Below are 21101 nucleotides of genomic sequence, written 5' to 3' on the forward strand. Positions count from 1 at the left end.
GTGCGGCGGCACCCGGCCGCCGGGCTTTCGTGGCGTCAGGGGCGGCGGAACCATGCTTCGGGGCGGCCCGCGAGAGCTTTGCCGAGCCGTAGCCGCGAGGTGTCGGTCAGCGGTTCGGGGAGAGAGTCGGGGGAGAACCACCCGACCTCGAGATTCTCGTCGTCGGCCACCCGGGCACTGCCACCCACGGCGCGCATGAGAAATGCCACATCGAGATACTGCGCTTCGTCACCGTTCGGATAGACGATCGGAGCGGTGACGTCGACGCTCGTGAGCCGGACGACTTCCGCGTCGACGCCCGTTTCCTCGTGCACTTCCCGGATCGCCGCTGCCGCAGGTTCTTCGCCTGGCTCGAGGATGCCCGAGACGACGGCCCATTTTCCGTTGTCCGCGCGGCGGGTGAGCAACACCCGGTGATCGTCGTCGACGACGACGGCGCTCACTCCGGGCAGCCACAGCGGTGCTGTGCCGACCTGGGCGCGGAGTCGGAGAACGAAGTCGGGGACCGGCATCGCGTATTCCTCTTCTATCCGGAGTAACCGTTGAGACCCACGCCGAGGTCCTCGAGGATCGCGCGCGCTGCGACGGGACCGGGTGTGGACCACACCTCGTCGGCTACGGAGAACAGCCGGTTGTCGGTGACCGCGCCGAGGTCGAGCCACGGATCGGTGCGCATGATCTCGGTGCCGCGCGCGAGTCCGTCTTCGCCGTCGAATCGGACGAAGATCACATCGCCGTCCGCTGCCGCTGGATCGTCCGCGGCGAAAGCTTCGGTCGGGCGGTTGTCGACGATCCCGAACCGCTGTGCCGGCGGCCGTGCGGCGCCGAGATCTCCGACGACCTGTCCGGCGAACGACGCCGTGCCCTCTATCTCTCCACCGTCGGCGGTGAACCGCACGATCGAGGCCTGAGTCTGGGACGACACCAGTTCGCGTCCGAGGGCGGCAGCCTCGGCGGCGTAGGTGTCGAGTACCGCCTGCGCGGCGGTGTTGCGTCCCAGGGCTTCGCCGACGCGGAGGAACTGATCCCGCCAGAACACGGGATCGGAACCGACCAGCACGGTGGGAGCCACCGCGGACACCGATCGGTAGACGCTCTCGTCGGCCGCCGACCCCAGGATCAGATCGGGGCGGGCCTGCTCGATCGCGGCGACATCGGGCGCGCCCTCCGGCCCGACGGTGGGCAACTCGGAGATGCCGGTGCCGAGATACTCCGGCCTCCCGTCGGCGTCGACGGTGGCGCCCACGACACGCTCCCACAAGCCGAGTGCGCACACGGCGTCGAGCGCTGCCTCGTCGAGCACGACGATGCGCTGCGCGTCGGCCGGAACCTCGGTGACCCCGGCGGTGTGGACCATCCGCCGTGTGCCGGTCGGCGGAACGCCCGCATCCAGAGGAGACGGAAGGGCGCACGCGGTGCTGGTGTCACGGTCGATGCCGACCACGGATGCGCCGGCGATGCGGGTGGTCGTGCGCACGATGGTCGAGGCGTCGTCGTCGGCGGGGGTGGAACAACTCGCCAGTACGGTCGACGTCGCGGCAGCGATCGCGAGGGACGCGACGACTGCGCGGGACCGGTGCACAGCTAACACTTCAGACCACTCCTGACGGACGGGCTCGAACCAGGGGACGGCTCAGGCTATCTCGTGTGGCACACGCCGCCGACAGTGTCCCGCAAGCTCGTTGGGACCCGTTCCTGTGATCCGCAGCACAGGCTCTGTGGTGAGTCCCGGGCTCCATGCCAGGTAGCGTGGCGGCGAATACGACAGCGAGTAGGACCCGGCGGGCGACCGGTTTGCGGAGGGTCTACGATTCGATGAGCGCAAGCCAGAGAACGTTCGCCTCCAGCCCGAGGCCGAGCGCGCATTCAGGAGGATTAGTGACTGCCGTAGCGCCCCAGCCAGTCCCAGAGTTAGCGGTAGCGAGGCCATACCCGCCGCGGCAGGGACCCAAGGGTTCGTTCATCTACAAGATGATCACGACAACAGACCCCAAGATGCTTGGGCTCATGTACCTGGTCACCTCGTTCGCGTACTTCCTCATCGGTGGCCTGATGGCCCTGCTGATGCGTACAGAGCTCGCGGTTCCCGGTCTTCAGTTCTTGTCGAACGAACAGTTCAACCAGCTGTTCACCATGCACGGCACGATCATGCTGCTGATGTATGCGACGCCCGTGGTGTTCGCCTTCGCGAACTACATCCTGCCGTTGCAGATCGGCGCGCCCGACGTGGCGTTCCCGCGTCTGAACGCGTTCAGCTACTGGCTGTACCTGTTCGGCGCGACGATCGTCATGCTCGGCTTCGTGACCCCCGGTGGTGCCGCCGACTTCGGCTGGACCGCGTACACCCCGCTCACCAGTGAGCTGCATTCCCCGGGTGTCGGCGCGGACTTCTGGATTCTCGGTCTCGGTGTCATGGGCCTGGGCACCATCCTCGGCGCGGTCAACTTCATCACCACCGTCGTGTGCATGCGCGCTCCCGGTATGACGATGTTCCGGATGCCGATCTTCACGTGGAACATCCTGATCACCGCCCTGCTGATCCTGCTCGTGTTCCCGCTGCTGACCGCTGCGTTCTTCGGGCTGTTCGTCGACCGTCATCTCGGTGGCCACATCTACGACCCGGCTACCGGCGGTGTGCTCCTCTGGCAGCACCTGTTCTGGTTCTTCGGTCACCCCGAGGTGTACGTCATCGCGCTGCCGTTCTTCGGCATCGTCTCGGAGATCTTCCCGGTCTTCAGCCGCAAGCCGATCTTCGGTTACACCGGCCTGGTCTACGCGACGATCGCCATCGCGGCGCTGTCGATCGCGGTGTGGGCGCACCACATGTACGCCACCGGCGCCGTGCTGCTTCCGTACTTCTCGTTCATGACGTTCCTGATCGCCGTCCCGACGGGCGTGAAGTTCTTCAACTGGATCGGCACGCTGTGGAAGGGGCAATTGACCTTCGAGACACCGATGTTGTTCTCGGTCGGCTTCATCATCACGTTCCTCTTCGGTGGCCTGACCGGCGTCATCCTCGCGAGCCCGCCGCTCGACTTCCACCTGCACGACTCGTACTTCGTCGTGGCGCACTTCCACTACGTGCTCTTCGGCACCATCGTGTTCGCCACGTACGCCGGCATCTACTTCTGGTTCCCGAAGATGACGGGCCGCATGCTCGACGAGGGTCTCGGCAAGTGGCACTTCTGGCTGACCTTCGTGGGCTTCCACACCACCTTCCTGGTGCAGCACTGGCTCGGTAACGAGGGCATGCCGCGTCGCTACGCGGACTACCTGCCGTCGGACGGGTTCACCACGCTCAACACGATCTCGACCATCGGTGCGTTCGTGCTCGGTGCTTCGACCCTGCCGTTCCTGTGGAACGTGTTCAAGAGCTACCGCTACGGCCAGGTCGTCACGGTCGACGACCCGTGGGGCTTCGGTAACTCGCTCGAGTGGGCCACCTCCTGCCCGCCGCCGCGGCACAACTTCACCGAGTTGCCGCGCATCCGGTCGGAGCGCCCCGCGTTCGAACTGCACTACCCGCACATGGTCGAGAAGATGCGCGCCGAGGCGCACGTCGGACCGGGTAGCCACAAGCACAGCGTGAACGTGCTCGAAGGCGCCGACCGTACCCCCGGCGACGTCCCGCGCTCCTGATCGACCCGCTCTACGCACCGAAGCCCCGCCCGTCTCCACGGGCGGGGCTTCCGCCGTTCCGGGCCCGTACCCCGACGCGGAGCCGACCGCTCGAACTGCGACAATGGACAGGCACGTGCTGCGTCCGCACGTGCCTCGACGACAATGATCGGAGACGTTGTGGCGTCTGACAGCACGGTGCTCGTGACCGTGACCGGACCGGACCATCCCGGCGTGACCTCGGAGCTGTTCGCAGCGCTGACGAGGTATGACGTCGACCTGCTCGACGTCGAGCAGGTCGTGATCCGCGGGCAGTTGACGCTCGGCGTCCTCGTGGTCTGCCCCCGCGATGTCGAGGCGTTGCAGGACGAGGTCTCGTCGGCCATGGCCGCCATCGGCATGCGCGCCGAAGTGCAGATCGGCGTGGCGCCCGGCAGCGGCCACCCGGTGTCCACCCACGCCGTCGTCGTGCTGGGCAGTCCGTTGAGTGCGCGCGCGTTGCGGTCGGTGGGACGCACGCTCGCCGCGCAGGGCGCCAACATCGATTCCATCCGCGGCATCGCCGACTATCCCGTCACCGGACTGGAACTGATGGTCACCGCACCGGACACCGATTCGGATGCCGACTCCCGTTTGCGCAAGGCCCTCGCGGAACTCGCCGCCGGTATCGACGTGGACATCGCGGTGGAACGCGCCGGTCTCGCCCGTCGCGCGAAGCGTCTGATCGTCTTCGACGTGGACTCGACTCTGGTGCAGGGCGAGGTCATCGAGATGCTCGCTGCGCACGCGGGCGTCGAGGACAAGGTCCGCGAAGTCACCGAAGCCGCGATGCGGGGCGAGATCGATTTCGCGCAGTCGCTCGAACAACGCGTCGCCACACTCGCCGGCCTGCCCGCCAGTGTGATCGACGAAGTCGCCGATCAGATCGAACTCACCCCCGGCGCGCGCACCACCATCCGGACGCTGCGTCGGCTCGGGTTCCGCTGCGGCGTCGTCTCGGGCGGTTTCCGCCAGGTCATCGAAGGCCTCGCTCACGACCTCGAACTCGACTTCGTGCGCGCGAACACTCTCGAAATCGTCGACGGAAGGCTCACGGGCCGCGTTGTCGGCGACATCGTCGACCGTGCCGCAAAGGCGCACGCGCTCCGGGAATTCGCCGCCGAGGCGGGTGTGCCCATCGAGCAGACCGTGGCCGTCGGCGACGGTGCCAACGACATCGACATGCTCGGTGCCGCAGGGCTGGGTATCGCGTTCAACGCGAAGCCCGCGCTGCGCGAGGTCGCCGACACCGCGTTGTCCTACCCGTATCTGGACGCCGTGCTCTTCGTCCTCGGTGTCACGCGGGACGAGGTGGAAGCCGCCGACCGGGTCGACGGAACGTTGCGACGGGTACCGCTCGATCGTGGTGCCTGAACCCCATCCGATCTTCACCGACCCCGGGTTCGCGCAGCGGCACGCCGTGCTCGCCCGGGGTTACGGAGACCGGCCCGACCCGGACGACCCGGCGTCGGTGCTGGCGATGCCGATCGTTCTCCACATCCCGAAATCCGATCCGCCCGACCGGAGTTCGCTGCTCGAGGCCGCCGCAATCGCCACCGTCACACTGTGCCTGGATCCGCGGGTCGGGCCGGGCCCGGACGGAGAGCCCGGACCGTGGCAGGAACCGTTCCTCGCGTGGAACGACGCCCGGATCCGCAAGGTCAGCCGTCGTGCCCGCGGCGCGCAATGGCGTGCCGCGCAGGAGGTCCCCGGTGTCACCGTCGACCACGCCGGCGCCCAGGCGCGGGCACTGGTCCCCGGTCCGGTAGGAGCCCTCGACCCGAGGATCTCCCGGTTGCAGATCGGCGGCACCGATGTCCCGCCCGACAGTCCGCCCTCCCCGCCCGCCGGTGTTCCGGTGCTGTGGGTCGACGGAACTCTCGGTATGACGGTGGGCAAGGCCGCCGCACAGGTCGGTCACGCCTCGATGCTGCTCGCCGGCGCGATGCCGCTCGAGTCCGCGCGCCAGTGGGCGGCCGCGGGTTATCCCTGTGCCGTCCGTGAGGCGACCCCCGCGCGATGGCGCGAACTGCTCGCGCACGTCGAGAACGGATCTGCCGTCGCGGTGAAGGACGCCGGGTTCACCGAAGTCGCGCCCGGGTCGGTCACCGTCGTCGCACAGGCAGAGTGACCGTCGCGACGACAGCGACGCCGCACCGCGTCATCCCGGCGTGGACCCGTGGTGGTCGGAGCCGGAGTGCGTTGGGTCCGTGGGTATTTCGTCTCGCAGCGCGGTTCGGAACACCAGTACGGCCGGACCGGGCAGCGTAAACTCGGTGCCCACCGGGCGAGGGGCATCGTCGACGGGTGAGCCGTCGACAGTGCTCGAGTCGAAGACACACATGATGTCGCCGCGATACCACTCCGGCCCACCCAGCGTCAGGGTCGCGGCGCCCCCGGCGTGCAGAACGAACAGACCACTGCTGTCGGGGAGCTGTATCCCCGCGCGGGTGGTGGTGCCCAGCCCCGATCCGTCGACCCACCCTTGAAGGGTGCGGCGGCTCTCGTCGTGCCAGCCCGCGTAGTCGAGTTCGGTGCCGTCGATCCCGAACCACACCAGGTCGGGGTGGCCGTCGGTCCTCGCCCGCCCGTCGAAGAACCGTCGCCGCCGTAGCACCGGCACGACGTTCCGGAGCCGGAGAAGCCCGCGCACGTACGCGAGCCGGTCGAGGTCGGCGTCTTCCCAGTCCAACGGCCACGCGTCGCGTACCGGTACATCCTCCGGAACGCAGTACGCGTTGTTGTTGCCGTGCTGGGTGTGACCGAGTTCGTCCCCGGCGAGCAGCATCGGTGTCCCGGTCGAGAGCAGCAGCGTCGCGAGCAGCGCGCGGACGTGCCGGTCGCGCGCGGCGACGATCTCCACGTCGTCGGTGGGACCTTCCACCCCGTGATCGACCGATTCGTTGTGGTCGGAGCCGTCGCGGCCGTCCTCACCGTTCGCCTCGTTGCGCTTGTGCCGGTACGACACGAGGTCGGTGAGTGTGAATCCGTCGTGCGCGGTGATGTAGTTGACCGACATCGCGGGCTGCCGCTGATCCCGCCGGAACAGATCCTCCGAGCCGGTGAGCCTCGAGGCGAGTTCGCGCACACCCGAGTGCCCCGCCCAGAAGCGGCGCGCCGTGTCGCGGTACTTGTCGTTCCATTCGGCCCACTGCACACCGAAGCGTCCCAACTGGTAACCGTGCCCGGTCGCGTCCCACGGCTCGGCGATGAGTTTGAGGTCGGTGAGCACCGGGTCGGTGGTGATCGCGGTGAGCAGAGCCCCGCGCGGGTCGAACGCACCACCGCGCGGCCGCGCCAGCGCGCTCGCGAGGTCGAACCGGAACCCGTCCACACCCATCTCCTGCGCCCAGTACCGCAGGCTGTCGCACACCATCCGGACGGCGATGGGGGAGGAACCGTCGATCGTGTTGCCGCAGCCGGTGAGGTCGATGTCGTGACCGTGGTGGTCGAGCAGGTAGTAACCGGGCGCGTCGAGGCCGCGCCACGACAGGTTCGGTCCCGCCACCGACCATTCGCACGTGTGGTTGTAGACGACATCGAGAACGACTTCGAGTCCGGCGCTGTGCAGCGCGCGGACCATCGTGCGGAACTCGGCGATCTCCTCACCCGGTGTCGCGGCGTAGGCGGGGTGCGGAGCGAAGTACGACGCGGTCGAATACCCCCAGTGATTGCGCATCCCGCGCGCCCGGACCGGGGGTTCGGTGAGAAAAGCCTGGACCGGCAGGAGTTCGACCGTGGTCACTCCGAGCTGCACGAGATGGTCGATCACCGCCGGGTGGCAGAGCCCGAGGTAGGTGCCGCGCAGATGCGGGGGTACCTGCGGATGGTGCGCGGTGTACGAACCCACGTGCAGTTCGTAGACGACGGTGTTCTCCCACGGTATGTCGGGCCGCTGCGGGGTGTCGGCGTCGGAGGCCGTGACCACCGACAGCGGCGTGTGCCCGAGCGAGTCCACAGTCGACATCGCGTCGAACGGTCCGCCGTCGTACGCGAGCAGCCTGGCTGCGTCACCTACCTCGCCCGTGATCTGCCGTCCCCACGGATCGAGAAGGATCTTGTGCGGATTGGTGCGCAGGCCGTGGCGCGGATCCCACCGCCCGTGCGCGCGATAGCCGTACCGTTGCCCCGCGCCGACACCGGGGACCACGCCGTGCCACACGCCGTAGGTGAAATCGAGGAGGTCGATGCGCTGTTCGTGCCCGTCCTCGCCGACGAGACACACCTGGACGCGGTCGCTGTGCGGGGCGTGCACGGCGAACCGGGTACCGGAACCGACAACCGTCGCGCCGAGGGGGAACGGCGACCGGTCGTGCAGGGCGGCGGACGGGACGGATTCCGAGGAGGGTGACGACACAGGGATGATCCTGCCGCGTGTCGCGCCCGGACGTAAGACAAGATGGACGCGTGGCACAACCTGATCCCGATTTGCTCATCGAATTCGAAGACGTTCTGGTGCGGCGTGGAGGCAACGTCCTCGTCGGACCCGTGACCTGGAAGGTGGAACTCGACGAACGCTGGGTGGTGCTCGGCCCCAACGGCGCAGGCAAGACGACGCTGCTGCGCATCGCGGCGGCCGAGACGTTCCCCACGTCCGGAACGGCACACGTGCTCGGCGAAACGTTCGGCCGGACCGACCTGTCCGAACTGCGGACCCGCATCGGCCTGTCGTCGGCGGCGCTCGCGAACCGCGTGCCGTTCGACGAGAAAGTCCTCGATCTGGTGATCTCCGCCGGATACGGCGTACTCGGCCGATGGCGCGAGCGCTACGACGACATGGACACCGAGCGCGCGATCGAGATGCTCGAGAGCCTCGGCGCCGAACATCTCGCCGACCGCTCGTACGGAACGCTGTCGGAGGGCGAGCGCAAACGCGTGCTCATCGCCCGCGCGCTCATGACCGATCCCGAACTGCTGCTGCTCGACGAACCCGCGGCCGGCCTGGACCTGGGTGGCCGCGAGGAACTCGTCGCGCGACTCGGCGTGCTGGCCGCCGACCCGGATGCCCCGGCCACCGTCCTCATCACGCACCACGTCGAGGAGATCCCGCCCGGTTTCACCCACGCGTTGCTCCTCAAGGAGGGCACGGTCGTCGCGCAGGGTCTGCTCGACGACGTCATCACCGGGGAGAACCTCAGCGAAGCGTTCAGCCAGGCCATCACGCTGGAACAGGCGGACGGCCGGTTCTTCGCACGCCGAACCCGGGAGCCGGGACGCCACCGTCGCGGGTGACACGACGGGCGCCCGGCATGGCGTGCGTCACGTGATCCGATAGTTTGAGGCCATGTCCCACGATCGCTCGGTGAGCTCCTTCGACCCCGCCGCGGTGCCGATCCGCGGTGCTTCCACGGTGATGCTGGTACGCGACTCCGCACGGGGAGTGGAGGTGTTCCTCCAACAGCGCGTGGTCGGCATGGACTTCGCCGGAGGGATGACCGTGTTCCCCGGCGGCGGGGTCGATCCGTCCGATACCGACGCGTCGGTGCGGTGGTCCGGTCCGGACGTCGCATGGTGGGCGGAGCGGTTCGCCACCGACGAGGCGACAGCGCGCGCACTGGTACTGGCGGCCGTGCGGGAAACGTTCGAGGAATGCGGTGTCCTGCTGGCCGGACCGGACCCCGACACGCTCGTCGCCGACACTGCCGTCTACGCCGGTGCGCGCCGCAAGCTCGAGGCCCGCGACCTGTCCTTCGGCGATTTTCTCGCGCGGGAAGGACTCGTGCTGCGCGCCGACCTGCTGCGCCCCTGGGCCAACTGGATCACGCCCCTGGGCGAGCGACGCCGGTACGACACCCGCTTCTTCGTCGCCGCCGCACCCGACGGACAACGCGCGGACGGGGAGACGAGCGAGGCCGACGAGGTGCGCTGGCGGACCGCCGCGGAAGAACTCGAGTACTGGCGGTCGGGACGGTGCGTGCTGCTTCCCCCGACCTGGACTCAGTTGACGGACCTGGCGCGATACCGGACGGTCGCGGAGATCATAGCCGCGGAAGTGACCGTCGAACCGGTCCTTCCCGTCATGAGCAAGCGGGACGGAATGATCCACATCTCGTTCGACGGCGAGGACGGTTACTACGCGGTCGGGTCGCATCCGTGGGCCCAGCGCGCCGACCTCTAGGCTTCGTGCATGCCTGAATTCGTGACGCTCGAGGTTTCCGACGGTATCGGCACCATCCGACTCGACCGGCCGCCGATGAACGCGCTCAACCGGCAGCTCCAGGAGGAGCTTCGGGAGGCCGCGCGGGAAGCGTCGGTGCGGGACGACGTGAAGTCGGTGATCGTGTACGGCGGGGAGAAGGTGTTCGCCGCCGGCGCCGATATCAAGGAACTCGCCGAGATCGACTTCGTCCGGATGAGCCGGATCGTGGGCGATCTGCAATCCGCGCTGGGCTCGATCGCCGACATTCCGAAGCCGACCGTCGCCGCGATCACCGGGTACGCGCTCGGCGGTGGCCTCGAACTCGCCCTCGGCGCCGACAGGCGGATCATCGGGGACAACGTGAAGCTGGGCACGCCCGAGGTCCTGCTCGGCGTGATTCCCGGTGGTGGCGGCACACAGCGCCTCGCCCGCCTGGTGGGGCCGTCGAAAGCCAAGGACATCGTGTACACCGGCCGGTTCGTCGGGGCGGACGAGGCTCTGGCGATGGGGCTCGTGGACGAGGTCGTGGCACCGGACGACGTGTACGAGGCGGCCCGCCGGTGGGCCGCGCAGTTCACCACAGCGGCGTCGCGTGCGCTTGCGGCAGCCAAGGCTGCGATCGACCAGGGTCTCGAGACCGATCTCGTGACCGGCCTCGCCATCGAACAGCACCTGTTCGCGTCGCTGTTCGCCACGAAGGATCGGACCATCGGCATGGAGTCGTTCCTCGCCGACGGACCCGGAAAAGCCGATTTCGTCGGCGAATAGTTCGCCCAACCGCAAAATTGCCCCCGACTTACCGATGGGTAGGATCACCGCCATGACTGCAAGCAGGCCCGACGGGGTCGACCCCGCGCCGAACCCGCACGCCACTGCCGAACAGGTCGCGGCAGCGATGGAAGACACCAAGCTCGCTCAGGTGCTCTACCACGACTGGGAAGCCGAGACGTACGACGACAAGTGGTCGATCTCGTACGACGAACGCTGCATCGACTACGCGAAGGGACGGTTCGTCGCCGCCGCCGGAGAGCAGCCCCTGCCCTACGAGCGGGCGCTCGAGTTGGGCTGCGGCACCGGCTTCTTCCTGCTCAACCTCATGCAGGGTGGGGTGGCGAAGAGCGGTTCGGTCACCGACCTGTCGCCGGGCATGGTCAAGGTGGCGCTGCGCAACGCCGAGCATCTCGGTCTCGATGTCGACGGCCGCGTCGCCGACGCCGAAACCATCCCGTACGAGGATGACACCTTCGACCTCGTCGTCGGACACGCAGTGCTGCACCACATTCCCGATGTCGAGCAGTCCCTGCGTGAGGTGCTGCGCATCCTCAAGCCGGGTGGCCGATTCGTGTTCGCCGGTGAGCCGAGCACAGTCGGCAACTTCTACGCGCGCTGGCTCGGGCGCATCACGTGGGAGGCCACGACCACCGTCACGAAGCTGCCGTTCCTCAGCGACTGGCGCCGCCCGCAGACCGAACTCGACGAGTCGTCGCGCGCCGCGGCACTCGAGGCCGTCGTCGATCTGCACACCTTCGACCCCTCCGATCTCGAGAAGATCGCCCGGTCGGCCGGCGCGGTGAACGTCAAGGCCTCGAGCGAGGAGTTCGCCGCCGCACTGCTCGGCTGGCCCGTTCGCACGTTCGAAGCCGCAGTTCCGCCCGAGAAGCTGGGCTGGAACTGGGCCAAGTTCGCCTTCGGCGGCTGGAAGTCGCTCAGCTGGGTCGACGAGAATGTGCTCAAGCACGTTGTCCCGCGCAGCTTCTTCTACAACGTGATGATCACCGGTGTGAAGCCGGGCAAGTAATTGGGATACGAGTTCACGCTCGACGACGTCCGGTACCTGACCTCCGATACCGGCGCGGCAGCGCTCGCACGTGTCGGCGAGCGTGAACTGTCGACGCGTACGCGCCTTGCCGATATCGGCTGGGTGCGTACGCACTTCGGCGACCGTACCGCGGTGCTCGTGGAGACGGTGTTGTTGCGCCGCAAGGCGGACGCGAAGATTCCCGGTGCCGCGCGCTGGATCCTCACCGACGATGCAGTGCAGCAGTCGACGCCCGCAACCGTGGCGGCGCATCGTGCGCGACGGCTTGCCGGCCGCCGGGTCCACGACGTCACCTGCTCGATCGGCACCGAACTCGCCGAACTCGTCGGTGTCGCGGAGACGGTGGTGGGCAGCGACCTCGACGAAGTGCGCCTCGCCATGGCCGCGCACAACGTCCCCGAGGCATATCTCCTCCGTGCGGACGCGCTGACGCCGGTGACACGCGGCACGACCGTCGTCGCGGACCCTGCGCGTCGCGCCGGCGGCCGCAGGACCCACGACCCGGCGGCGCTGCAACCGCCGTTGCCCGACCTTCTCGGGGTGTATGCAGGACGCGATCTGGCCGTGAAGTGCGCGCCGGGTCTGGACTTCGACTCCCTCGACTGGGACGGCGAGGTCGAGGTGGTGTCGCTGGACGGCGGCGTGCGTGAAGCATGCCTGTACTCCCCGGGACTCACCCACGGCGGTGTTCGACGCCGCGCGTCGGTACTCCGTTCGGACGGAACCGGTTTCGAGGTCACCGACACGATGCCGGACGAGATTCCCGAGCGTGCACCGGGGGAATGGATCGTCGATCCGGACGGTGCGATCGTGCGGTCCGGACTGGTGCGTCACTACGCGGCCGCACACGGGCTGTGGCAACTCGATCCACGTATCGCCTACCTCACCGGCGATACGTTGCCCGACGGGGTGCGTGGATTCCGCGTCCTCGAACAGTTCAAATACACGGAGAAGGCGCTGAAACAGGCACTGTCCCGGTTCGATTGCGGGATCGCCGAGATCCTGGTGCGCGGGCTCGACATCGATCCCGCGGTGCTGCGTCCCCGGCTCAAATTGAAGGGCTCACGCTCGCTGAGCGTGGTGCTGACCCGCATCGGCCGCACGCCCGAGGCCTTCGTGTGCGCAGCGTCCCGTTAGCCTGCACGGACCGTGTGGGGCAGCGCTCCGAGAATCGCCGCGGGGCTGCCCGCCGGCAGGAGGGGTAGCCGGACGTTCGGAGTCGAAATCCTGCCCTGGGCGTGGAGCACGGCCTTGATGACGGTGGGGTTCGGCCCTGCGGTCAGCGCGCACGCGGTCTCCACGAGTCGGTTCCCGAGGGCCCTCGCCTGCGACAGGAATCCGCCGTCCCACAACCGGAACAGTTCGACGAACTCGCGCGTGCAGACGTTCGCGGTCGCCAGGATCGCTCCCGCGGCACCCATCGCGAGGAGCGGGGAAACCAGCGCGTCGTCTCCTGCGAGGACCGAGAACGACGTGGGGGCCACTGCGACCAGTCGCGCGGTGTCGGTGTCCACCGAGCCGACTGCCTGTTTGATGCCGGCAATCTGCGGATGCTGCGACAGTCGCTCGACGGACTCCCAGCCCAGGTGCTGACCGGTGCGGTACGGAACGTTGTAGAGAATCAGGGGGAGCGGACTGCGTGCGGCGATGTATTCGAAGTGCGCCACCACCCCTGCCTCGGACGGGCGTGTGTAGTACGGGACCACCACCATTGCGGCTGTGGCGTCGCCCTCCGCATGCAGTTCCTCGAGGGTGCGCGCGGTGCCGGCCGTGTCGTTCGAACCTGCGCCGACGATCAGGGGCACGCCGTGCTCGCGGCACGCCGTGCTGCAGATCCGCACGACCTCTCGACGTTCCAGAGGGGTCAGGGTGGCCGCCTCCGCGGTTGTTCCCAACGCCACGATGCCGGCTGCGCCTTCTTCGATCACGCCGTGGGCGAGACGTTCGAGGTCGGTCGCGGCGATCTCGCCGGTGTCTGTGAACGGGGTGACGAGCGGGACGAAGATGCCCGACGGATGGAATGTCATGCACCCACTTTTACCGTCGCAATTCACAAGATCCAGTTACTCTTCGTGACGGAACTCGTAAGCTGAACCGATGCTCGACGTTCGCAAGCTCAGGCTTCTCCGTGAACTCGCCCATCGAGGCACGATCGCTGCCGTCGCCGAGGCGCTTTCGTACACGCCGTCGGCGGTGTCGCAACAGATCTCGGCGCTCGAACGCGAGGCCGGCCGCCCCCTCCTGGTGCGCACGGGTCGTCGGGTGAGGCTGACCCCGGCGGCTCTCATCCTCGTCGAGCACACCGAGGCGGTTCTGGCGGAACTGGAACGAGCAGAAACCGCGCTCGCGACGAGTGGGCCGGGGCCGTCGGGGTCGGTTCGCCTCGGGGCCTTTCCGACCGCGCTACGGACGGTTGTGCTCCCCGCCCTGTCGGAACTCCGCCGTGCGGAGCAGGGCCCGGAAGTGACGGTGACGGAGGTCGATCCCGCCGATGCGCCGGATCTGCTTCGGGGAGGTCACCTCGACATGGCGCTCGTCCACGAATACGACAACGTGCCGTCCTCCGTCGGGTCGGGCATCGAACTCGAACCGCTGCTCGACGAGGTCATCTATCTGGCCGCGTCCGCAGCGCCGGACGCGGAGGGTTTGGCGGTCGTCCGCAGTCACGCAGACAGCCCTTGGATTGTCGGGAACTCCGGCACGTTGTGTCACACCATGGCGGTGCGCACCTGTCGCTCCCAAGGGTTCGAACCGTGGGTCACCCATCGGGTCGACGACTTCGCCACGGTCCTGCGACTGGTTGCAGCGGGAGCCGGCGTGGCACTGGTGCCACAGCTCGGGGCGATCGATGTTCCGGCAGGGGTGGTGCTCACCGCGCTTCCGGTCGGGAGACGAACCCGAATTGCGTACCGCCGGGGCAGTGGGCACCGGCCGGCGCAGGCTGTCGTGAGCGCCGAATTACGCAGGGCAGCACGATCTTTCGACTGTACCTCGACTGTCGGCTGAGGGAACTGCTTCAGCGGAGTACGACGATGTCACCGTCGTGCGTCGTGGTGACGAACTCGCCGTCGGGGCCCACCGCGGTGCCGACCGGGAATCCTGTTGCCTCCGTGATCGGTTCCTCGTCGATCGAGTGGCCGTCCGAGGTGTCGAACACGAGTGCGGCAAGGCCGTCGGCGCCGCCCACGATCGAGTAACCCAGCCCGTTCGAGGTCACCGCCGGTACGGCGTGCTGCGTGACATCCGTTCGCTGCCACACCATTTCGGCGCCGTCGCCATTGTCCCGCAGTGCGGTCAGGGCGCCCTCGTCTCCGCCGGCGGCAAGCAGCAGCAATCCGTCACCGGTCACTGCCGGGCCGGTCGCGGGGGAGTAGTCGAGTCGATGGCTCCATCGGGGTGTCCCCGTCGTGGAGTCGACGGCCCAGAGGGTGCCGTCGCCGTCGTGGACGTAGACGGTCGCGCCGTCGGCGGACAGCACCGGACTCGTCACGGCGCCGCCCGGCAGGTCGTCGGTGGACCATTCTTCGACCACGGACGCGTTGTCGCCGCTGGTGTACCGCATGGCGACGAGCGACGCGCGGTCGGCACCGGGACGCCACAGGGTCACGAAGATCCGGTCCGTGGCCAGGTCGACTGCGGGAGTGGTGGCGACGGGGCAATCGGGTGATCCGCCGAAGCATGCGGGCAACCCGTGATCGCTCGCGAGCCTCGGAACGTTCTGGCCGTCGCCGACGGCGGGAATGGGTACGAGGTCGAACAGTGGTGCGACGAGTTGGCCGGTCTGCGGGTTGATGATGTTGACCTGGCCGAAATGCGTGACGACGACCAGTTTTCCGTCGGACGCGAACTGGGCGCTGCGCGGTGTGCCGCTCACCGGGATCCGCCAGCGTCGCTGCCCGTGTTCGTTGAACGAGAACATGCCACCGTCCTCGCCGACGTAGATGTTCGCGTTGCCGTCGGACACGGGGGTCACGGTCGTGGCGCCCGGAGCGAGCCGCGTGCACCACCGTTTGCGGCCGTTGTCGATCTGGAAGGAGAAGAGGTTGCATCCCGCGTCCGTCGAGGCGGTGACTGCGATCTGGCCGTTGCGGGCAACCCCGGCGGGAGAGCCCACCCGGCCTCCCAGCGGGCGGGCCCACGCGGCCGAGAGGTCGTCGAGACCGTCTGCGGTGGCGGTGCTGCTGTTGCGGGCATCCGAATAACGGCCCGGCCAGCCTCCTTCGGAGAGCACATCGCTGGTACCGCCTCCGCCTGCGCACCCGCTCAGTGCGACCGCTGCCGTCGATGCCAGCACTGCGGCCCGCAGGACACCCCGCATCACCCAACTCCTCCCGGGACGAACGTTTCGAGCCGTCAGCGTATCGGGCCGGTGGTTGTACCCCACGCAGGAGGCGGACCGTAGGCTGCCCCCTATGACGAGCATGTGGGGCGCACCGCTGCGCACGAGGTGGCGCGGTTCCCGTCGCCGGGATCAGGACCAGGCACGATTCCTGACACTGTCATCTCTGCGATGGGTGCTGGCAAACAAGGCATACACGCCGTGGTACCTGGTCCGGTACTACCGCCTGGCGAAGTTCAAGCTGGCGAATCCGCACGTCGTGCTGCGCGGAATGGTGTTTCTCGGGAAGAACGTCGAGATCCACGCGACGCCCGACCTGGCGCGGCTCGAGATCGGCAAGTGGGTGCATATCGGTGATGGCAACGCCATCCGCTGCCACGAAGGTTCGCTGCGAATCGGCGACAAGGTCGTGTTCGGCAAGGACAACGTCGTCAACACCTACCTCGACATCGAGATCGGCGCCTCGACCCTCGTTGCGGACTGGTGCTATATCTGCGATTTCGACCATCGCACGGAGGACATCACCTATCCGATCAAGGACCAGGGCATCATCAAGGGTCCGGTGCGCATCGGGCCGGACACCTGGATCGCCGCCAAGGTGACGGTGTTGCGCAATACCAAGGTGGGTCGCGGCTGTGTGCTCGGCGCGCACGCCGTGGTCAAGGGTGAGATCCCCGATTACAGCATTGCCGTCGGCTCGCCGGCGAAGGTCGTGAAGAATCGGAAGCTGTCGTGGGAGACCGCCGCCGCCGAACGTGCCGCACGGGCCGCAGCGCTCGAGGACATCGCGCGGAAGAAGGCGGGAGAAAAGCCGGCCGACGCACAACCCGGCGTCTGACGACAGCCACAGGAAGATCGGCAGGGGAGGGCTCGAGTGGATTTCGACGAATACCGGCGTCACGACGCCGTGGGGCTCGCAGAACTGGTGGCGGGCGGGCAGGTGACGCCGCACGAACTGCTCGAGACGGCGATCGCCAGGCTCGACGCCGTCGAGCCGACTCTCAATACGGTCGTCTACCGGCTCGACCGAGAGGCTCGTGTGCGGGCCGGCCACCCGTTGGACGGCCCGTTCGCGGGCGTGCCCTTCCTCGTGAAGGACCTCGGGCAGGACATCGCGGGGATCCCCACCGGCAGTGGGTCCCGCGCCCTCGCCCAAGTTCCCGCCGAACGCAACTCGGTGGTCGTCGACCGCTGGCTCGAGGCGGGTCTCGTCGTCTTCGGGAAGACCAACACCCCGGAATTCGGGCTCAAGGGCATCACCGAACCGGAAGCGAACGGTCCCACACGCAACCCGTGGAACCCGGCGTTGACCCCCGGGGGTTCGTCCGGTGGTTCCGCCGCGGCTGTCGCAGCGGGCGTGGTGCCCGTGGCGGGCGCGAGCGACGGCGGCGGCTCGATCCGGATCCCGGCCGCATGCTGCGGTCTCGTCGGTCTCAAGCCCGGCCGTGGAGTCGTGCCGACCGGCCCGCTCGGCAGCGAACCGCTGCACGGGGCGGCAACGAACGGGGCGATCACCCGGAGCATCCGTGACTCCGCGGCTCTCCTGGACGTCATGGCCGGTGCCTATGGGGCGGCGCCCTTCCTGAGCGCGGCTCCACCGCAGTCGTATTCGGCCGCCGCCCGCACCGCCCCCCGGCGCCTGCGGATCGGGTACGCGACTGCGTCCCCGCTCGGGGCCGGGGTCGACCCCGAAGCGGTCGCAGCGGTCGACGCCACGGTTGCCCTGCTCGACGAACTCGGTCACCACGTCGAGCCCGCGACGACCGGCGTCGACGAGCGGCAACTGGCCACGGATTTCCTCACGATGTGGTTCGCGTCGTTGACGGCGGAGGTCGACGAGGTACGGCAACGCACGGGGTCGGGCCCGGACGGATTCGAGTTCGACACCCGCATTCTCGCCGAACTGGGCCGCACCGTGCCCGCTCCGGAGTATCTCGCGGCGCTGGCGCGCTGGGGCGAACACACCACCCGGCTCGCCGCGTTCCACGAGCGTTACGACCTACTGCTCACGCCGACCCTGGCTTATCCTCCGGCGCGGATCGGGGAACTGGCGACTCCGCGCTGGGTGAGCACCCTCGGGAACGTGCTCATCGCGACGCGAATGGGCAGGGTGGCCCGCTGGACCGGCCTGGTGGACCGGATGATAGACGAGAACCTCGGACGCACGCCGTACACCCAGCTGGCGAACATCACCGGGCGCCCGGCGATCTCGCTGCCGCTGCACTGGACCGCGGACGACGTACCCCTCGGCGTGCAGTTCGTCGCGCCGCTCGGCGGGGAAGGCCTGCTGCTCGCTCTCGGGGCCGAACTGGAACAGGCTCGCCCGTGGTTCGACCGCGTGCCGGCGCTCGGAGTCGGCTGACTCAGTCCCGGCCGGGCAGCGGGCGCTGCGGGATCACGGGCCGTCCGAGCGGATGCCGTACCCGCCGCTTCGCGCCGATGTAGACCTGGGCCGTCTCCTCGGCGACCTGTCCCCAGTCGAAGTCGTCGGTGAGCCGGGCCCTGGCGGCCCGGGCGCGTTCCTGCGCGGCGGCCGGATCGTCGAGCGTCTTGCGCACCGCCGACGTGAGCGCTGCGACGTCGCCGGGAGGAAACGACAACCCGGTCGTGCCGTCGACGACGGCCTCGCCGAGCCCACCGGCGGTCGAGGTGACCAACGGTGTTCCCGCAGCGGCAGCTTCGAGCGCGATGATGCCGAACGGTTCGTACCGGCTGGGCAGGACGATGGCGTCGGCGGTGTGCAGTCGATCGAGCAGTTCGGTGTGGTCGAGGTTGCCGAGGAAGGTCACCGAGCGTGCGACACGATGAACCCGCGCCTGTTCGCGCAACCACTCGGACTGGGTGCCGTCCCCGGCGACCATGAGTGTGGTGCCGGGGTGGAAACGCCGAATCCGCGGGAGGGCGGCGATCGCGTCCTGCACGCCCTTTTCGTACTCGAGCCGTCCCACATAGAGAAGCCGGGCCGGTCCGGATCGGGGTGCGCGCTCGCGGTACGACCACGTCGTGATGTCGATACCGTTGCGGATCACCGAGATTCGCGGCAGATCGGGGCCGTACAGTGCTGTCACTTCGTCGTACATCGACGCCGAACACGTGATGAGCGCGTCGGATTCGTGGGCGAGCCACCACTCGACCGAGTGCACCTGGCGGTTGATTCTGCCCGAGAGCCACCCGCTGTGGCGGCCCGCTTCGGTTGCGTGGAGCGTGGAGACCAGCGGCACGTCGAAGTGCTCGGCAAGGGCGATGGCGGGATGCGCGACCAGCCAGTCGTGTGCATGCACGACATCGGGTTGCCACCCCTCGCCGATACCGCCGCGGCTCAGGCCGATCCCCGCGCGCACCATCGCGTGCCCCATCGCGAGGGTCCAGGCGAGCATGTCCTCGCCGAATACGAAGTGGGGGGCGTCCTCCGCGACCGCGACGACGAGCACGCCCTCGGCGATATGGCTGAGTGTGGGATGCGTCGAAGCATCGGTTCCCGTGGGGCGCCGGGACAGCACCACGACTTCGTTCCCCGCTGCGGCAAGTTCCGTGGCGAGATGGTGAACGTGCCGACCGAGCCCACCGACGACGACCGGCGGGTACTCCCACGACACGATCAGGATCTTCATCACTTGCCTCCGTGGCGTCCGGGCAGGCGCCGCGCGTCGAGCCCGGGGAACAGGTTGTCGGCTCGGTTCCAGCCGTCGGCCAACCGTACTGCCGTCGAGTCCCGACCGGAAGCGACCGCCTCGGCGATCTCCCGGAGGGCGTGCGCGTGGGTGTGCGCGCGATCGCGGGCGTAGGCGGCCGCGGTGTCCTTGCTGACCATGAACGCCCAGTCGCTCGAGACGGTGAGCAGTGCTTCGCGCAACATCTGGTCGTGCACGCGGTTGCGCAGGACCGGTGCTCCGGGTGCGTGCCCGTCACGGGCTTTGTCGAGTGTGTCGAGCGTGGTCCGGACCACCTCGTCGTTGAGCTGGACGAGGTCGGAGACCTGGTCGCCGGCCCACACCCGCCAGTCCTTGCCCGATCCCCACGAGGAGTTCGCGAGATCGACGGGGCCACCGACGTATCCGCGATCACGGGCGTCGGTGAGCGTGCCCACCTCGATGCCCGCCTCCGGCAGCGCCCGCAGAAGCCGCTCGAGGAACAGCGGGCCCTCGAACCACCAGTGCCCGAACAGTTCGGTGTCGAATGCCGCGACGACGAGTGCGTCCCTGCCGATACGCGCGGACTCGCTCCGGAGGCGGCGGCGGATCGTGTCGACGAAGTCGGCGACGTGGCGGTCGACGGCGAGGGACGCGAGTTCGGGGTCGTAGGGCGCCTTGTCCTCCGACGGCACCGCGCGTCCGGTCACCCGGGAGGGTTTGAGACCCGTGTCGTGACAGTAGGTGTGGAAGTCGCGGTAGGCGGCGTGCCCGGGGTATCCGGACTTCGGCGACCACACGCGGTACGAGACCTGAAGGTCACGTCCGAAACACAAGACGTCCGAGTCGAGCACGGTGCGGCCGAGAGTGGTCTCGCCGTGCAGCGCCGGCCCGTCGACCATGAAATGTTCGACACCGGCTGCCGCGTACCCGATTTCCATGCCCGGCGTGAATCCGCACTCGGGGCCCCAGATGCCACGGGGTCGGTGTTGCCAACGGGCGTGCGCGTCGTGCAGGCCTTCGGCGAGGGAGAACTCCCGCATCCGGGGGTCGAGCAGTGGCTGGAACGGGTGCGCGAGCGGACCACCGAGCAGTTCGATCGCGTCGGCGTCGACGAGGTTGCGGAGCACGGGGGAACCGCCGTGGCGCCATCGGGTTTCGAACATCTCGCGCGCGGCTGCTGCCGCACGGTGTTCGCGCGCCCCGAGTGCCTGGTAGGACTCCTCGGCCATGCCGGCGGCCTCGTGGGCGCGCAGTTGCCAGTTGCCGAGCCAGTGGTGCATTCCGGCAAGACAGTGCGGATCGTCGAGCTGGGCGGCCAGGACGGGCGTGATCCCGAGCGTGACCATCCGGCTGTGTCCTTCGTGGGCAAGGCGCGCAAGAACGTCGGTGACCGGGAGATATGTTGCGGCCCAGGACTGATAGAGCCATTCCTCACCGACCGGCCAGCGGCCGTGATGGGCGAGCCACGGCAGGTGGGAGTGCAGGACGAGGGAGAACATTCCCGGTTCCCCGGTC

At 68.4% G+C, this 21101-nt stretch carries 18 protein-coding genes; 11 read left to right on the forward strand and 7 right to left on the reverse strand.

What is annotated here, in order from left to right; all coding sequences use genetic code 11:
- Positions 1 to 35: 35 nt before the first annotated feature.
- Complete coding sequence (locus ACFWBU_RS16975) at positions 36 to 512, reverse strand: NUDIX domain-containing protein (protein WP_169619673.1); 477 nt, start codon at positions 510 to 512, stop codon at positions 36 to 38.
- 14 nt (positions 513 to 526) lie between these two features.
- Positions 527 to 1591: an ABC transporter substrate-binding protein gene (locus ACFWBU_RS16980; RefSeq protein WP_378528795.1), complete on the reverse strand. Its 1065-nt coding sequence runs from the start codon at positions 1589 to 1591 to the stop codon at positions 527 to 529.
- 287 nt (positions 1592 to 1878) lie between these two features.
- Here ACFWBU_RS16980 and ctaD point away from each other — a divergent pair, with 287 nt between their 5' ends.
- From ctaD to ACFWBU_RS16995, 3 genes are all read left to right on the forward strand, one after another.
- Complete coding sequence (ctaD, locus tag ACFWBU_RS16985) at positions 1879 to 3639, forward strand: cytochrome c oxidase subunit I (RefSeq protein ID WP_169619671.1); 1761 nt, start codon at positions 1879 to 1881, stop codon at positions 3637 to 3639.
- 144 nt (positions 3640 to 3783) lie between these two features.
- Complete coding sequence (gene serB / locus ACFWBU_RS16990; protein WP_169619670.1) at positions 3784 to 5031, forward strand: phosphoserine phosphatase SerB; 1248 nt, start codon at positions 3784 to 3786, stop codon at positions 5029 to 5031.
- Positions 5021 to 5788 (forward strand): peptidyl-tRNA hydrolase, encoded by a 768-nt coding sequence (locus ACFWBU_RS16995; RefSeq protein ID WP_378528796.1) that lies wholly within the window; start codon positions 5021 to 5023, stop codon positions 5786 to 5788. The genes serB and ACFWBU_RS16995 overlap by 11 nt, the downstream gene beginning before the upstream one ends.
- 30 nt (positions 5789 to 5818) lie before the next feature.
- On the opposite strand, the gene glgX is transcribed toward ACFWBU_RS16995, so the two are convergent.
- Positions 5819 to 8014, reverse strand: a complete 2196-nt coding sequence (gene glgX, locus ACFWBU_RS17000; protein WP_378528797.1) for a glycogen debranching protein GlgX — start codon at positions 8012 to 8014, stop codon at positions 5819 to 5821.
- 50 nt (positions 8015 to 8064) lie between these two features.
- On the opposite strand from glgX, the gene ACFWBU_RS17005 reads away from it, so the two are divergent.
- The 5 genes from ACFWBU_RS17005 to ACFWBU_RS17025 are packed head-to-tail and all read left to right on the forward strand — an operon-like array spanning position 8065 to position 12752.
- Complete coding sequence (locus ACFWBU_RS17005; RefSeq protein ID WP_169619668.1) at positions 8065 to 8889, forward strand: ABC transporter ATP-binding protein; 825 nt, start codon at positions 8065 to 8067, stop codon at positions 8887 to 8889.
- Between the two features lie 52 nt (positions 8890 to 8941).
- Positions 8942 to 9775 (forward strand): NUDIX domain-containing protein, encoded by an 834-nt coding sequence (locus tag ACFWBU_RS17010; protein ID WP_169619667.1) that lies wholly within the window; start codon positions 8942 to 8944, stop codon positions 9773 to 9775.
- A 9-nt stretch (positions 9776 to 9784) separates the two neighbouring features.
- Complete coding sequence (locus ACFWBU_RS17015; protein WP_169619666.1) at positions 9785 to 10564, forward strand: enoyl-CoA hydratase/isomerase family protein; 780 nt, start codon at positions 9785 to 9787, stop codon at positions 10562 to 10564.
- A 52-nt stretch (positions 10565 to 10616) separates the two neighbouring features.
- Positions 10617 to 11594: a class I SAM-dependent methyltransferase gene (locus ACFWBU_RS17020; protein WP_169619665.1), complete on the forward strand. Its 978-nt coding sequence runs from the start codon at positions 10617 to 10619 to the stop codon at positions 11592 to 11594.
- Positions 11595 to 12752 carry a class I SAM-dependent methyltransferase gene (locus tag ACFWBU_RS17025; RefSeq protein WP_169619664.1) on the forward strand — a complete coding sequence of 386 codons (1158 nt, stop codon included), beginning with the start codon at positions 11595 to 11597 and terminating at the stop codon, positions 12750 to 12752.
- On the opposite strand, the gene dapA is transcribed toward ACFWBU_RS17025, so the two are convergent.
- A complete protein-coding gene (dapA, locus tag ACFWBU_RS17030) occupies positions 12749 to 13642 on the reverse strand; it encodes a 4-hydroxy-tetrahydrodipicolinate synthase (protein WP_169619663.1) in 894 nt (297 codons plus the stop codon). The genes ACFWBU_RS17025 and dapA overlap by 4 nt on opposite strands.
- Positions 13643 to 13712: 70 nt before the next feature.
- On the opposite strand from dapA, the gene ACFWBU_RS17035 reads away from it, so the two are divergent.
- The gene (locus tag ACFWBU_RS17035) at positions 13713 to 14621 is read left to right on the forward strand and encodes a LysR family transcriptional regulator (RefSeq protein WP_169619662.1); all 909 of its coding nucleotides are present in this window, start codon (positions 13713 to 13715) and stop codon (positions 14619 to 14621) included.
- Between the two features lie 10 nt (positions 14622 to 14631).
- On the opposite strand, the gene ACFWBU_RS17040 is transcribed toward ACFWBU_RS17035, so the two are convergent.
- A complete protein-coding gene (locus ACFWBU_RS17040) occupies positions 14632 to 15933 on the reverse strand; it encodes a PQQ-binding-like beta-propeller repeat protein (RefSeq protein WP_169619661.1) in 1302 nt (433 codons plus the stop codon).
- 94 nt (positions 15934 to 16027) lie between these two features.
- Here ACFWBU_RS17040 and ACFWBU_RS17045 point away from each other — a divergent pair, with 94 nt between their 5' ends.
- Together ACFWBU_RS17045 and ACFWBU_RS17050 are read left to right on the forward strand one after the other, a co-directional pair.
- On the forward strand, positions 16028 to 16792 hold the full coding sequence (locus ACFWBU_RS17045; RefSeq protein WP_169619660.1) for an acyltransferase: 765 nt from the start codon (positions 16028 to 16030) through the stop codon (positions 16790 to 16792).
- Between the two features lie 36 nt (positions 16793 to 16828).
- Positions 16829 to 18316 carry an amidase gene (locus ACFWBU_RS17050; protein WP_378528799.1) on the forward strand — a complete coding sequence of 496 codons (1488 nt, stop codon included), beginning with the start codon at positions 16829 to 16831 and terminating at the stop codon, positions 18314 to 18316.
- A 1-nt stretch (position 18317) separates the two neighbouring features.
- Here ACFWBU_RS17050 and ACFWBU_RS17055 read toward each other — a convergent pair whose 3' ends face one another.
- Together ACFWBU_RS17055 and ACFWBU_RS17060 are read right to left on the reverse strand one after the other, a co-directional pair.
- Positions 18318 to 19565 carry a glycosyltransferase family 4 protein gene (locus ACFWBU_RS17055; protein ID WP_378528800.1) on the reverse strand — a complete coding sequence of 416 codons (1248 nt, stop codon included), beginning with the start codon at positions 19563 to 19565 and terminating at the stop codon, positions 18318 to 18320.
- Entirely contained in the window at positions 19565 to 21085 is a 1521-nt protein-coding gene (locus tag ACFWBU_RS17060; protein ID WP_378528806.1) for a 1,4-alpha-glucan branching protein domain-containing protein, read from the reverse strand. The genes ACFWBU_RS17055 and ACFWBU_RS17060 overlap by 1 nt, the downstream gene beginning before the upstream one ends.
- Positions 21086 to 21101 lie beyond the last annotated feature (16 nt).

This window comes from Rhodococcus sp. NPDC060084, from assembly GCF_042730335.1.
Taxonomy (GTDB): Bacteria; Actinomycetota; Actinomycetes; order Mycobacteriales; family Mycobacteriaceae; genus Rhodococcus.

Excerpts from the sequence above, each read along its gene's own strand:
- ACFWBU_RS17060 (WP_378528806.1), bottom strand. The coding sequence starts at position 21,085 with ATGTTCTCCCTCGTCCTGCACTCCCACCTGCCGTGGCTCGCCCATCAC.
- ACFWBU_RS17055 (WP_378528800.1), bottom strand. The coding sequence starts at position 19,565 with ATGAAGATCCTGATCGTGTCGTGGGAGTACCCGCCGGTCGTCGTCGGT.
- ACFWBU_RS17035 (WP_169619662.1), top strand. The coding sequence starts at position 13,713 with ATGCTCGACGTTCGCAAGCTCAGGCTTCTCCGTGAACTCGCCCATCGA.
- ACFWBU_RS17010 (WP_169619667.1), top strand. The coding sequence starts at position 8,942 with ATGTCCCACGATCGCTCGGTGAGCTCCTTCGACCCCGCCGCGGTGCCG.
- ACFWBU_RS17040 (WP_169619661.1), bottom strand. The coding sequence starts at position 15,933 with ATGCGGGGTGTCCTGCGGGCCGCAGTGCTGGCATCGACGGCAGCGGTC.
- ACFWBU_RS17015 (WP_169619666.1), top strand. The coding sequence starts at position 9,785 with ATGCCTGAATTCGTGACGCTCGAGGTTTCCGACGGTATCGGCACCATC.
- serB (WP_169619670.1), top strand. The coding sequence starts at position 3,784 with ATGATCGGAGACGTTGTGGCGTCTGACAGCACGGTGCTCGTGACCGTG.
- ACFWBU_RS17020 (WP_169619665.1), top strand. The coding sequence starts at position 10,617 with ATGACTGCAAGCAGGCCCGACGGGGTCGACCCCGCGCCGAACCCGCAC.
- dapA (WP_169619663.1), bottom strand. The coding sequence starts at position 13,642 with ATGACATTCCATCCGTCGGGCATCTTCGTCCCGCTCGTCACCCCGTTC.
- ACFWBU_RS16975 (WP_169619673.1), bottom strand. The coding sequence starts at position 512 with ATGCCGGTCCCCGACTTCGTTCTCCGACTCCGCGCCCAGGTCGGCACA.
- ACFWBU_RS17045 (WP_169619660.1), top strand. The coding sequence starts at position 16,028 with ATGACGAGCATGTGGGGCGCACCGCTGCGCACGAGGTGGCGCGGTTCC.